Origin of the sequence: Microbispora sp. NBRC 16548 (genome assembly GCF_030268985.1) — a bacterium.
Lineage (GTDB): Bacteria > Actinomycetota > Actinomycetes > Streptosporangiales > Streptosporangiaceae > Microbispora > Microbispora catharanthi.
This window is the reverse complement of the sequence record NZ_BSSF01000006.1, coordinates 134,075-146,095: the sequence shown is the minus strand read 5'-3', so window position 1 is coordinate 146,095 and position 12,021 is coordinate 134,075. Positions and strand designations below refer to the sequence as shown.

Annotated in this window: 18 protein-coding genes; all 18 read right to left on the bottom strand. The window is 69.5% G+C overall.

Features of this window, described 5'->3' with window-relative positions; all coding sequences use genetic code 11:
- Positions 1–204: 204 nt before the first annotated feature.
- Positions 205–756 (bottom strand): single-stranded DNA-binding protein, encoded by a 552-nt coding sequence (locus tag QSK36_RS18000; protein WP_285783216.1) that lies wholly within the window; start codon positions 754–756, stop codon positions 205–207.
- Between the two features lie 259 nt (positions 757–1,015).
- Positions 1,016–1,375, bottom strand: a complete 360-nt coding sequence (locus QSK36_RS17995) for a hypothetical protein (protein WP_285783215.1) — start codon at positions 1,373–1,375, stop codon at positions 1,016–1,018.
- A gap of 80 nt (positions 1,376–1,455) precedes the next feature.
- The gene (locus QSK36_RS17990) at positions 1,456–1,731 is read right to left on the bottom strand and encodes a hypothetical protein (RefSeq protein WP_285783214.1); all 276 of its coding nucleotides are present in this window, start codon (positions 1,729–1,731) and stop codon (positions 1,456–1,458) included.
- 88 nt (positions 1,732–1,819) lie between these two features.
- A complete protein-coding gene (locus QSK36_RS17985; protein ID WP_285783213.1) occupies positions 1,820–2,230 on the bottom strand; it encodes a hypothetical protein in 411 nt (136 codons plus the stop codon).
- Between the two features lie 252 nt (positions 2,231–2,482).
- Positions 2,483–3,328: a DNA-processing protein DprA gene (gene dprA / locus QSK36_RS17980; RefSeq protein WP_183545112.1), complete on the bottom strand. Its 846-nt coding sequence runs from the start codon at positions 3,326–3,328 to the stop codon at positions 2,483–2,485.
- Between the two features lie 486 nt (positions 3,329–3,814).
- Positions 3,815–4,378: a hypothetical protein gene (locus tag QSK36_RS17975; protein ID WP_285783212.1), complete on the bottom strand. Its 564-nt coding sequence runs from the start codon at positions 4,376–4,378 to the stop codon at positions 3,815–3,817.
- Complete coding sequence (locus QSK36_RS17970; protein ID WP_183545110.1) at positions 4,365–4,580, bottom strand: hypothetical protein; 216 nt, start codon at positions 4,578–4,580, stop codon at positions 4,365–4,367. Before QSK36_RS17970 ends, QSK36_RS17975 begins: the two co-directional genes overlap by 14 nt.
- Complete coding sequence (locus QSK36_RS17965) at positions 4,580–4,813, bottom strand: hypothetical protein (protein ID WP_183545109.1); 234 nt, start codon at positions 4,811–4,813, stop codon at positions 4,580–4,582. Before QSK36_RS17965 ends, QSK36_RS17970 begins: the two co-directional genes overlap by 1 nt.
- On the bottom strand, positions 4,810–5,385 hold the full coding sequence (locus QSK36_RS17960) for a hypothetical protein (RefSeq protein ID WP_285783211.1): 576 nt from the start codon (positions 5,383–5,385) through the stop codon (positions 4,810–4,812). Before QSK36_RS17960 ends, QSK36_RS17965 begins: the two co-directional genes overlap by 4 nt.
- Entirely contained in the window at positions 5,382–5,960 is a 579-nt protein-coding gene (locus QSK36_RS17955) for a hypothetical protein (RefSeq protein WP_285783210.1), read from the bottom strand. The genes QSK36_RS17960 and QSK36_RS17955 overlap by 4 nt, the downstream gene beginning before the upstream one ends.
- 204 nt (positions 5,961–6,164) lie before the next feature.
- Positions 6,165–6,776, bottom strand: coding sequence for a vWA domain-containing protein (locus QSK36_RS17950; RefSeq protein WP_285783209.1), 612 nt, complete (start codon positions 6,774–6,776; stop codon positions 6,165–6,167).
- Between the two features lie 66 nt (positions 6,777–6,842).
- Positions 6,843–7,607: a hypothetical protein gene (locus tag QSK36_RS17945; RefSeq protein WP_285783208.1), complete on the bottom strand. Its 765-nt coding sequence runs from the start codon at positions 7,605–7,607 to the stop codon at positions 6,843–6,845.
- Entirely contained in the window at positions 7,597–8,376 is a 780-nt protein-coding gene (locus tag QSK36_RS17940) for a hypothetical protein (RefSeq protein ID WP_285783207.1), read from the bottom strand. The genes QSK36_RS17945 and QSK36_RS17940 overlap by 11 nt, the downstream gene beginning before the upstream one ends.
- A gap of 121 nt (positions 8,377–8,497) precedes the next feature.
- Positions 8,498–9,082 carry a hypothetical protein gene (locus QSK36_RS17935; RefSeq protein WP_285783206.1) on the bottom strand — a complete coding sequence of 195 codons (585 nt, stop codon included), beginning with the start codon at positions 9,080–9,082 and terminating at the stop codon, positions 8,498–8,500.
- A 134-nt stretch (positions 9,083–9,216) separates the two neighbouring features.
- A complete protein-coding gene (locus tag QSK36_RS17930; protein WP_285783205.1) occupies positions 9,217–9,342 on the bottom strand; it encodes a hypothetical protein in 126 nt (41 codons plus the stop codon).
- A complete protein-coding gene (locus QSK36_RS17925) occupies positions 9,339–9,746 on the bottom strand; it encodes a hypothetical protein (RefSeq protein ID WP_285783204.1) in 408 nt (135 codons plus the stop codon). Before QSK36_RS17925 ends, QSK36_RS17930 begins: the two co-directional genes overlap by 4 nt.
- On the bottom strand, positions 9,743–10,192 hold the full coding sequence (locus tag QSK36_RS17920) for a hypothetical protein (RefSeq protein ID WP_285783203.1): 450 nt from the start codon (positions 10,190–10,192) through the stop codon (positions 9,743–9,745). The genes QSK36_RS17925 and QSK36_RS17920 overlap by 4 nt, the downstream gene beginning before the upstream one ends.
- A 322-nt stretch (positions 10,193–10,514) precedes the next feature.
- Positions 10,515–12,020: a YifB family Mg chelatase-like AAA ATPase gene (locus QSK36_RS17915; RefSeq protein WP_285783202.1), complete on the bottom strand. Its 1,506-nt coding sequence runs from the start codon at positions 12,018–12,020 to the stop codon at positions 10,515–10,517.
- Position 12,021 lies beyond the last annotated feature (1 nt).

Here is a 12,021-nt window from a genome sequence, read left to right as displayed (position 1 = left end):
CCGGGCCGCCGATGGGTCCAGGCAGGTGGACGTTCGGCACGTGGCGGCAGCGTCGGCGCGCGAGGGCTGGTCTCCTTCGCGGCCCGCTCGTGGTCGCCGCGGTGCACGCACTGAGCACAAGCCTGAAGAGGTGAGTTGGGAATTACACCGGCCGTGCGCTTGTGGTGGAGCGGACGGCCGGTGTGCTGGGGTGTCGCCGGGTGGTTAGAAGGGCGGCTCGTCGGAGAAGTCGGTGCGCCAGGGGTCGGCGGCGGGGCCGGTCCCGGGCACGGACGCCCCGTCGGGCTCGGCCGCGGTCGGCGGCGCGGGCTCGGCCGGCGTGGGCTCGGCCGCGGGGGCGGGCTGGGTCGGGGAGGCCTCGCGCCAGAAGTCGGGGCCGCCGCCGGAGCGGGGCGCGTTCTTCTCGAGGCGCGCGGTGGCGAAGGCCAGGGAGGCGCCGACCTCGATGACGTCGAGCTCGTAGACGGTGCGCTTGTCGCCTTCCTTGGTCTCGTAGGACCGCTGCCGCAGCCGGCCGTGCACGATCACGCGCGAGCCGCGCTGGAGGCTCTCGGCGAGGTTCTCGGCGGCCTGCCGCCAGACGTTGCAGGTGAGGAACAGGCCCTCGCCGTCCTTCCACTCGTTGGTCTGCCGGTCCAGGAAGCGCGGGGTGGACGCGATGCGGAAGCGGGCGACCGGGACCCCGGTGGGGGTGAAGCGCAGCTCGGGGTCGTCGACCAGGTTCCCCGCTATCGTCATCTCGTTGGTGAGCAACATCGGCCAGTCCCTTCTCCGGGGTGGGCGGGTTGGTTCCCGTCCCGACTGGCTGCCGTAAGCGGCCACGGCGGGGAAGGGGCGCAAGCCTCGCCGGCCACCCGAAGGGTGAGGATTTCCGGCGAGGCTTGCGCCCCGTCCGCCGTGGCCGCAGGCTGCAAGTCGTCGGGACGGGAACCAACCCACCCACAGAACTCCAAACCGCCTTCCGACCGACCTCTGCAGATGGCCGGCTCCGGAGCTGTGGCCTTCTGTGGTGCTGTCAGTTAGCTACCGGGGTGACCTTGTGGGCGATGCGGTCCGCGGCCCGTCCGTTCCCGCTGCGCGTGGTCACTGTCCGGGTCCTGGGCTGGCTACCCCCGGCCGAAGTCCCAGGTGACGATGACCCTCCACCGGCCGGGCACCAGGGGGCCTCATTGGCCTCCGCCAAGGCGCAGCGGAGGTCGGCGTCGTACTCACCGGAGACCAAGGCCAGTGCCCTCAACTCCGCCTCCTGGCCGGTATCGGCGTCGATCGCGAGGACGGTCATGAGCTCCCCTTCGTCGTCCTGTTGGTCGAGCCATTCAACGTTCCACTGGTCGTCCGGTCTTGAGGGAAGGACGTCGGCGATGGTTGTGGGCATGTCGCGTTTCTTGCTCGGGTCGTGCTGATTAGGTGGCGGGTGCCGCCATTCGGCGGGGAGGGCGGTGTACGGTGCCCTCCTTAACCGATGCTGATGCTGAGGTTCACGACGTCGGCCTCCCCGAGCAGGGTGTAGCCGAGCCCGGCGAGCAGGCCCTCCAGTGCCTCCGTGTAGTCGTCGGCGTCGTCGAGGTCCTCCCACTGCTGGTCGGTGATGACGCCTAGGTCCTTCCCAACCTCCACGAAGTTCTTGGCCCGATCGGCTGGGGTGATCAGCCAGCCGTTGTTCCATTCCGGGTCTGTTTCGATGCGGCCTGAGCGTGGGATGACGAACAGGCCGTTGCTGATGTCGACCACGACATCTCCTTCCGATCAGGGGAGTCGGGGGCAGGCTGCCCCCGACGGGACGCTCCTGGGATTCGCGGCGCGGGAGTGAGTAGCTTGTTCAATGCGGCCGGACCACCACTTGAAGATCCCGTCGAAGAGTGAGATGTAACCGCGCGGGCAGGGTAGGCAGAGGTCGGTTCACCACCAGGTCTGCGGGGTCCAGCTCGACGCACATCCCATAGGCGCACCAGGTGAACGCCCATCGATCGTCGAGGATGAGGATGTCGCCTCGGGCGAACGGGCGCAGCCCAGCCGCCCAGTACACGGCGGCGGCGCGTCGCTCGTCAGGGCGGAGCGACGCGCACGGATCGGGCAGCAGAAACGCATCGCGTAGGTCCCTCGCCGTTGGCAGCGCCCACATCTCGGTGAGCAGGCGGGGCAGAGTGCAGGCGTAGACGGCGACGAGTTTGTCGTCCGGCATGTACCGATCGCCAGCCCGATCTAGGTTGTGGCAGACGGTGACGCGCATGGGTCCTTCTTCCCACGGAGCAGACGGGGGCGAGCGTCCGAGGCGGGCGCCCGCCGTACAGGAGGTCGACGGCGTGGCCCTGAGCGGCGCAGTCGGCGACGGCGTCGGGGCGTCTGCAGTGCGCTCGCGCCAACGGCGACCATCACCTGCGCCCCGCGCAATTCGACTCGTACGCCTGCCGTATGCAGGTGCATCTCAACCGGCTAAAGATGGGTGCCCGTCTCCCCGCTCAGCTGGCCGAGCGGGAGATGTTCACGTGCCTGCTCCCGCACTCAAGGCGATGGTGGCCAGCGCGATGACGTCGTCGGAACTAGTGACGAGTACAGCGGAGCCGTCGCGGATCAGCTGATGCGTGCCCGTGGAGAGAGACGATGTGAGCGGGCCAGGAACCGCAGCCAGCGACCGCTTGATGTGCAGGGCGTGGGCTGCGGCATTCATGCTGCCGCTGGCCACAGCGGCCTCGACGACGACCATCCCTCCGGCCGCCATCGCTGCAATGATTCGGTTGCGGGCAAGGAAACGTGTCCTGGTTGGCGATGCTCCCGGCGGGCACTCGCTGACGAGCGTCCCCCTCTCCCTGATCGCGGTGAATAAGCCCTGGTGGGCAGTGGGATAGGTGACGTCGACCCCGCAAGCGAGGACGCAAACGGTGGGAGCGCATCCGGTCAAAGCGCCGCGATGGGCCGCTCCGTCGATCCCGTAGGCCCCTCCGGAGATGACACTCCAGCCCCGACTGCTCAGGCCGGCCCCCAGATCGGAAGCGACGTGCGCGCCATAGGCGCTGGCGGCGCGAGCGCCAATGATGGCAACCGCTCGTTCGCTCGCGGCACGCAGATCATTGCCTCGCACCCACAGGCCGAAGGGACAAGCCGCACCGAGATCACCGAGCTGAGCCGGCCATTCCGGGTCGCCTGGGATGAGGAACCTGGCCCCAAGATGCTGCCCGTGGTTGAAATCCTGCTCCGGATTCACCCGGCCAGCCCGGACGCTGAGGGCCGACCCAAGATGGCCCGCGCGGATGTCCGCCACGGCGTGCTGCGGTCCATGCTGTGCGACGTGCCGGCCGATCTCGGTGTCGACGCCCTCGACCAGCCGCATGAGGATGAGGCGGGCGCGTCGCTCATCGTCTAAGCCGATCACGTGGGCGTTGGGAAGGGCAGGCGCGTGACTCATCGAAGTCCAATCTGTCGTTGGATAGGACGTGACAGCGGCTCCGCTGTCACTAGAAGTTGCGACGGGGCTGTCACGAAGACGTGGTGGGCCCTGGTGCCGAAAAAGCTCTTGCCACAGCGGTAGGAGTCGATGTGGTGCTGGTGAGGCGGTCTGGGTTCTGGGGCGCCACATCAGTTGGTGGCTTAGAGCAGCAGGTCGATCACGACGATGGAGGTGTTGTCGTGGGCACCGGACCGCTACGAGAGTCCACCAGTTGGACGCGACGTACTCGCGATCGAGGGTGGGCGCGGGCCACGTGTGTTCGGAAGCGCAGCATCCGCGGCCGGGGGTCGTCGCACATGGCAACGGCGAGTTACCCACGCCGTCGAGCACATCGACGTAGTCGACCTGGAACTGATGACGCCTCTCCCTTCAGCAGGTGGGCACCTCGGGGCCGACGATCAGCGCCCGCACGTACTGCACGTGCCTAGCGGCGTTCGGAGTCGGCAGGTACTCGCTGCGCCAGGTCTTCACCTGCACCTGCTCGATCGTGTCGCCGGGCTCGCCCTCCCCGCATGCCTCGAGGTACTGCCCGGCAAGGTCGGCGCACCGGAACACCCGCGGGCTGATCGGCACCGGCTTCAGCGCCTCCTGAAGCCCTTCCGGGATCCAGGCGGGGCCGTAGTTGTACCAGTGCCACGGCCGGCCGCCTTTGAATACCGCCCAGGCGGGCTCGGCGACAAGGGCCAACCCCATGTGGGTGCTCGCGGGTGCGGGGTTGAGCTCGGCGTCGTCGTCCCAGGCGGTGGTCAGCTCGTGACCGCGCCTCCAGTCGCGGGTCGCATGGTCCTCCAGGGCCACGAGGGTGACCAGGCGGCGTCCGCCGCGCCACGCCTGCGGCAGGCTGACCTCGACAACCTCGGCGAGCAGCGTCGGCGCCGCCAGCAGAGGCCGGTAGGTGGCGAAGTCCCCGACCTTCACGTCATCGAACGGCATCGGTGATGTCCTCCTTGTCGTGCTCGGCGATCATGCCGATCGCGTTCGTGGTCAGCGGGTGCCGCCCGATCTCCTCGGCCGTCATGGTCTCGGCGACGTACACCTCGGTCGGGGGGTTCCACCACACGCGGCCGATCGGCTGGCGGTCGCGGTGGACGGTGATGGTGCCCGACCCGTTCGCGGTCAGGGTGATGTCTCCCATCACACCTCACGGATCTCGGCGGTCATCTGGCACATGTTCAGCCACCGCTCCTGCAAGGCCTTCGCGGTCGCGGCGTCACGGGTGGGGGTCTCGTCGTAGACGGCTTCGGCGATTGCCTTCATCGCGTCCTGCAGCGCCATGCGATCCATGCCGCAGCCGTTGGCGGCCTGGTAGACGCCGTTGAGGGCGATGGCGACGTAGCCCATCTCGCGGCTGATCGGGTCGGTGCTCACCAGGTCACCTCCTGTGCGAGGTGGACGCCTATCTCCGAGTGGTGGCCACCGTGAACGTGGATCATGTGGTGGATCAGGGCGGTCAGCGCGCACGAGCGCCCACCGGAGGTGGTGCCGGTCCTCGGCTTGCCGGCCGGGTCCATGAACTCCAGCCGCCAAGCGGTGCCGCGCTCGGCGGTGGCGTGCTCGATGAACTGCCGGACGGTCTCCACGCACCGGCCGTCGACGTACAGGGCGACCTCGCCGACGCTCATGTGCTCCCCGTGGGACAGCGGACCGAGCACGATGACCCCGGTGTGCGCGGCGAGCGCGTCCTCGAGCGACCGCCTGGGCGGCAGGTGCTCCTCGGGGATGTACCAGCGGTCGCGGCCGACGCGGAAGAACCCGATCTCGCTCATGGTCAGCCCGTGCCCATCGGGGCTGCCGAGGGGGACGTACATCTCCCCGTCGTGCCACCGGTGCAGGGCCACCATGACCCGCTTGCCCCCGATGCGGGTGAAGACGGCGGCCTCGCTGTAGCTGGCGAGCAGCTCGACGACCTCGCCTTCGTGGACGTATTTGCGGTCGGTCACTTCGCCTCCGTGATGATCTCGGCCTGTAGGTTGTCGGGCAGCTCGTCGATGGGGATGGCCTCGATCCAGCCGCGCGACTTCTCCCGCTGCCAGTTGTCCACGGCGTGCCGGGCGTGCCAGTAGGCGTGGGTGCAGGGCACCGGCCGGGTGTTGCTCGGGTCGCACTCGCGGGGCGCGCAGTGCTTGCACGGGGTGCCGGGGATGTAGATGTTGCCGCGCTCGTCCTGGCGGGTCTTCGCGGCGAAGGCGTACCCGGTGTCCGAGATGGGCTGCAGGTCCCAGGCGTAGTAGTCGCACCCGGTGTAGAACATCGTCTCCACCACGTAGTAGGAGCCGTTCTCGGTGTAGCGGGCCACGACGCCGCGGTGGTCGTGCCCGCAGCTCCAGACGATCACCGGGTCGCCCGCCCCGAACAAGCGGGTGACCTCCTCGCGGTGAGCCTCGACCAGGCTCGCCTGGCGGTCCAGTCTGACAAACACGCGTGCCCGGTCGTCGGTCGTACGCCACGCGACGCCGAGCTGACTGTCGCCGATCCGAACCCGGTCGTACTTCCTCAGCAGAGGCAAAGGGCTCATCTCGTTCTCCTCGTGAGGGGTGGGTCCGGTGCCGCAGACCTCTGCGGCACCGGGCTGCTCGCTGGCCTCGGCGTTACGCCGATGGGCGACGTCGACTCGGCGATCTGGTTAATCCCGCGCAGTTAAGGCAGGCGAGACGTCGACGATGACCAGCGACAGCCATTCGCCGGCGAGCGTGCCTTCCCGTAGCCTGCGATTGCCTCGCTACTTCGAGTCCTCGCGCTCCTCGTGCGTGAAGGCCAGCTCTCCACCGCGCGAGGAGCGGATGACAGTCTGGCTAGCTGAGGTGTAGGCGGCGCGCGTGGAGCCGCGGCCTGAGTGCAGGGTGCTGTTGGCGCTGATGCCGAGGGAGCCAGCGGCGGCGAAGGCATCGATGCCGACCCCGATGAACACCATCTTCCAGCCGTTCTCCTCCTGGACGGTCGCGACGAGCTTCTTGACGATGTCCAGGGTGTACTCGGAGGAGTGGTTCTCCACGCCGTCCGTGCTGATGACGAACACCACCTCAGACGGCTTGTCGTCGCCCATCTCGTCCAGCTTGGAGCGGGTCAGGGCGATCGACTTGCCGACCGCGTCGAGCAGCGCCGTCCAGCCGCGCGGCACCAGCTGGTAGTCAGCCACCTCGTCGAGCGGGGTGACCTCGCAGACGGTCTCGAACTCGTCGTCGAACTGGTAGACGCTGACGAAGGTCTCGCCGGGGGCGTCCTTCTGCGCCGCGAGGAACGCGCGGATGCCGCCCTCGGTGTCCTCCCGGATGTCCCACATCGACCCGGAGCGATCGACGACCAGGACGACCAGGCGCTTGCCGTTGGACATGTGCTTTCTCCTTGTGTGAGGGGATGGTGACGGCGGCCGGTCGCCCGCCGCCGTGGTGATGGGTGGTCAGAGACGGACCGGCACGGGCACGGGCACGCGCGTCGTGCCGGTCTCGGCGCGGCGGCGCAGCTCGGCCAGGGTCAGCGGCCGACGCTCACCCCGGACGGTCTCGCGGAGGATCGCCACGTCCTTGCCGAACCGGTCGCGGAACTCCTGCTCCCTCGCCTCGGCCTGGGCGTATCGGTCGGGGAAGGTGACGAGCGTCCTGAGCCACTGCCGCTGGCCGGCGCGGACGCACATCCCGGAACAGTTGTTGTGCTCGTAGCCGAGGCGGTACAGCAGCGGCACCTCGATCCCTAGCGCCTCACACTCGGCGAGCATCCGCTCCTTCGACCAGTACGGCTCGTCGGCCATCGGGAACTCGACCGTCCAGCCGTCCCAGCCCTTCTCGACGCCGGGGATGCGCCGCGTCTCGCCGTCGTCGATCCCGACGTACACCACGGTGTGGGCCGGGTCGCAGTTGGCCTCCAGCCACTTGCGGCAGGGGATCTGCTTGAGCCGCTTGGAGCATGGCGCAAGCCGAGAGTTCCCAAGGAAGTGCTCGTAGAGGAACACCTCCCAGGGGTCGCGCCCGTCCTTGACGACGGTCAGCTCCACGTCGAGGTGGGCGCAGGCGTCGGTGAGGAACCGGTACAGGTCCTCGTCCTCAGCGAGGGTGTCGGCGAACAGCAGCGTGAGGTGCTTGGTGCCGTGGCGTTCGGCGACGCGCTTGGCGGCCCAGAACGACCCGATGCCACCCGACATCTGGACCACGTGCTTCTCAGGCGGCATCGGTCTTCACCGTCTCTTGCGCCGCGCCGATGGCGGCCAGGGCGTCCCAGGTGGTGAGGGCGTCGCCGAGGACGTCGTCGACGTCGACGAGGCGGACTTCGGCGTCGTCGTTGAAGCCCTCGTCCGGGTCCTCGTCTTCGGGGCACAGCAGGATGTTCCAGCGCAGGGCGTCGGGGTCGTCCTCGTCGGTCTGGTCGGCGGCGGCGAAGACGTGCAGGCAGGTGTCGGCCGTGAGGGGCACACGCAGCCCCAGGCCGACCACCCGCTCGACCGTGAAGGGGACCCGCATGGTGGCCAGGGCCAGCGCCATCGGGGCCAGGCCCGCGGTGTAGGCGTCGCGGAACAGGGTCTCGGTGTCCCGCACCTTCGGGTGCGCGCCGGCCGTGCGGAGCGCCCTCACCCGGTCAGCGATGGCAGCGGTCACGTGCTCGGTGGTGCCGCCCTCGACCAGGGCGGCCCAGTGCTCGGGGTAGTCGTCGTGCTCCGGGTAGTACCGAGCCGCGTACCAGCGGAGGTCGTCGACCGGGGTGCCGGGCTCGGCGCACTCGGCGGGGTTGTTGACCCAGATCCAGTGCTCACGGTCGCTCGTGAGGTAGACGCCGATCGTCATGCAGTACCCGCCCGTCTGGTCGATGGCGAACGGGATGCCTGCGGCGGCCAGGCGCAGCGCGATCGGGGCGAGGCCCTGGTGGAACGCGGCGTAGAAGCAGCCGCGGTCGTACTGCTCGAACCAGGCGGCGTCGACCTCGACGTCGGTGACCTTACTCATCGGTTTCGTCCTCCTCGTCGACGAGAGCGGCGGCCAGCGCCAGGACCTCCTGCGTGGAGGGGCGGCGGCCGGGGCGCAGCTTGAACACGGTGCAGGTGGTGGGCAGCCCTGGGCGGCCGGGTCAGCCGGCGCCGTCCTCGCGGTAGGTGATGAGGACGTTGGTCCGCAGGACCTCGGCGGGTCCCCACGGCCCGGCGGGGCTGACGACGTCCTCCAGCTCCACGGCGACGGGGATGGAGTACGGGACGGCGTCGCCGGGTAGCGCCCGGCCGAACTGGACGCGGGTCCCGCCGATGTCCTGCGCCCAGTCGAGCAGCATGTCGAGATCCGGATAGAGGTCGTCGCCCGTGGCGGGGCAGTCCGCGCACGTGAGATACGGCTCCTCGCCGGGTTCCGCCTCGACAAGCCAGGCGTGCCCGCCGGGGCGGGCGGCGCACTCGGCAACGGCCCGCCGGTCGGCCTCGTACGCGGCCCGCAGCTCCTCGTCGACCGGCTCGACGTGGGTGAGCGAGATGCACGACCCTTCGCCCTCCACCCACACGACCGGGCTTTGCCCGGCGATTAGTTGGGCGACGGTGCGGGTGTTGCTGATCTTCCCCGGCCCTTCGCGGAAGCCTGTCCAGTAGCGGACGGCCGTTCCGATGGGGTGCTCGGCGTTCCAGGCGTCCACGGTGGTCATGGCGCGGCGGATGTCGGTCTTGGTCACCGGTTCGTCCTCTCGGCTTCGCCCGTCCGCTTGGCGATCTCGGCGCGGCCGGCCCGGGGAGGCGGACGAGTTGCCCGTCCGTGCGCCGGCGGGCTCGCCGTCGAGGGTGATCAGGCCCAGCTCCACCAGGGCGCTCACGTCGTCTCGGCTGAGCCCATGCTCGGGATGTCCTCCCATTCCGGGTAGAGGCGCGTCCAGGGGTCGGCGGCCGGCTTGCAGAGGAAGTCCACCCGGCGGGGTTTGAGTCGTCCGCCGATCACGCTTTCGTCTCCGCGGTCAGGCCGTTGCGTGCGCCGTGCTCGCAGACGGCGGCGATGATGATCGCGGCGTGCAGGTCGGCGTCGCGGGCAACCCACTTGGGTAGCTCGACGTCCAGCAGGGAGCGGTCGCTCCGGGTCTTCTCGTCGTCGCCGTCGTCTTCGACGTAGCCAGCCAGGATGTACGCGGGTAGGTCGTCCTCCGGGCGCTCCTCGTAGTGCCGCAGGCCGGCGCTCACCCAGTAGCCGGCATCTCCACGGCCGCCCCAAGACAGCCAGGTCATGACTCGGCTGCTGCCGTGGTCGAACTCCAGGCCGGGGACGTCGGCCAGCCGGCGGGTGATCGCCTCTCGGAACGCGTCGCGGTGTGCGCGGTTCAGCTCGTTGAAGCGGGCCAGGGGTGTCACAGCTTCGCCATCCCTTCCAGCAGCGCAGTCACCCCAGCGGCGTGCAAGGCGGCGGCGTTCACCTCCGCCCACGCGTCCAACTGGGCGTGGTCGGGGTTGACCTCCGTGGTGGGCCAGATGCGACGCCAGCAGGCGCGACCGTCCGACCCGATCCACGCCTCGTCCAAGAACCCGTCCGAGGTGTGCTCGATCAGCGTGACTGGCTGGTTGGGGGCGTCGAACTCGGCGCGTACGGCGGGCTCGATGTACTCGATGCCGTTGATCACGGTCGGGCCGTTGTCGCAGTCGGAGACCAGGGCGGCGACGCCGGTCTCTCCGCCGGGGTAGGTCGCCACCCAGACGGTGATGTCGGCGGCGCCCCGGCCGACCGGCATGCCGGGGGCGGAGTAGATCCAGCCGCGGCGGGCGGCGAGGCGCTGGCCAAGGGCCGGCTGGTGCCGGTTCATCGTGTCGTCTCCAGGGGGTAGGGCGGGGCGGCCGGGCGGCAGCCCCCGGGTGATCTACTGGTCGGGGGCGCGGCCGCAGGGGCGGGGGTGGGGGGGTGTAGTCAAGTGCGTCGGTGTACGCGCGGATCCCGGCGTCGGCGAGGAAGGTGACGTCGTCGATGTCCTCGAACGGGAACCGGTGCCCCTGGATGACGACCTTGTTCACGGTGATCAGGGGACCGCACATCTGGTTGTCCTCTTGGGGCAGAGGTCCGCACTGGTGAGGGGTTATGAAGCGGCGGCAGGATTACGTCCGCGAGCCGCGGGGTCCTGGCCCAGGGGATCAGTGGGCAGGCCCGACAGCTCCGTCGGTCCACAACGTCCACAACTGGAGAGCTTCGCCGGCGTCGTCATGAGAGGGGCGGTCGGCGCCGCGGAGGTCGGCCAACGTCCATGCCACCCGTAGAACGCGCGTGAACGACGCGGAGGTGAGCAGGCCGGAGTCCAGGGCGGACCGCAACACTTCGACGGCCGCAGGGTCGGCGCGGTAGACGGTACGCAGTTCCAAGGCCGGGACCTGGCTATTGGTTGTCCACGGCGTGTCGGCTAGGCGTGCTGCTGCTCTTTCGCGCGCTTCCCATACCCGCGCGGCGACTACCGCGGTCGGCTCCCCTGGTGTAGAGGGCCAGGGCGTGGGCTGGAGCCTGACGCGGACCTCGACCCGCTCCAGCAGTCCGGCGAGCCGGTTAAGGTAGCGGCGCCGGACCAGAGGCGGGCACCGGCATGGCTCGGCACTGGTGCAGGGGCACTGGCGGGCGGACATCACGAGCATGAAGCGCGCCGGGAGCGTGAGCGAGTGTTCGGCATGGGCGAGGATCACCTGTCCCGTCTCCAGTGGACGCCGCAACCCGTCCAGAATCTGGCGGGAAAACTCCGGCGCCTCGCCCATGTAGAGCACGCCGTGATGAGCGAGGGAGACCGCGCCGGGCCGAACCAGGCCAGACCCGTTTCCGCCCAGCATTGCGGCCGCCGTGATGCTGTGGTGGGGGGCGTGGAACGGCGGCATGGTCGCCGGCCGGCCGTCCAGCCCTTCCGCCCAGGAGTGAATCTCGGCGACCTCCCGGGCCATGTCGGGACCAAGCGGCGGAAGGACGCCGGGCAGGCGTTCCGCGAGCATGATGGCAGGGCCATCGCCGAGCATGAACAGGTGGTGCCCGCCCGCCGCACAGATCTCCAATGCGCGGCGGGCAACCTGGTTCCCGGGCACGTCGGCCAGGTCCAAGGCGAATGACGATGATGGCGCAGGCCCCGGCTCCTGGTCGTGGCGAAACAGGGCCTTGTGCCGAAGCTGGTCGATAACGTCAGCCAGCCGGGTGACCGGCATGACCATGGCACCAGGGACCTGCGCCGCCTCGCGCGCGCATTCTGCGGGGACGACGACTCGGCTTCTTCCAGCACGAACAGCGGCCTGCACCATCGGCAAGGCGTCTCTTACTGGGCGTATCCCGCCGTCCAGCGCCAGTTCACCGACGAACACCCATCCGGCGGTCTGTTCTGCGGGGATGAGGCCGGCGGCGGCCAGCGATGCCATAGCCAGTGCGAGATCGGCCGCCGCGTCGTGGCCCAGCGGGATCGCCGGCGACACGCTCACCGTAATCCTGGCGTCCGGCCAGGCCGTTCCGCTGTTGAGGATCGCGGCTCGGATCCGAGCACGGGCAGGCCAGACTGACAACTCAGGCAGGCCGACCAGATGCAATCCCGCGTCGCCGGGCACGGCATCGGCCTCGATGGCAACGACGTGCGCAGTGCCGCCGATCAGGGCGACCGACCGCGTTAAGGCGTAGCCCATG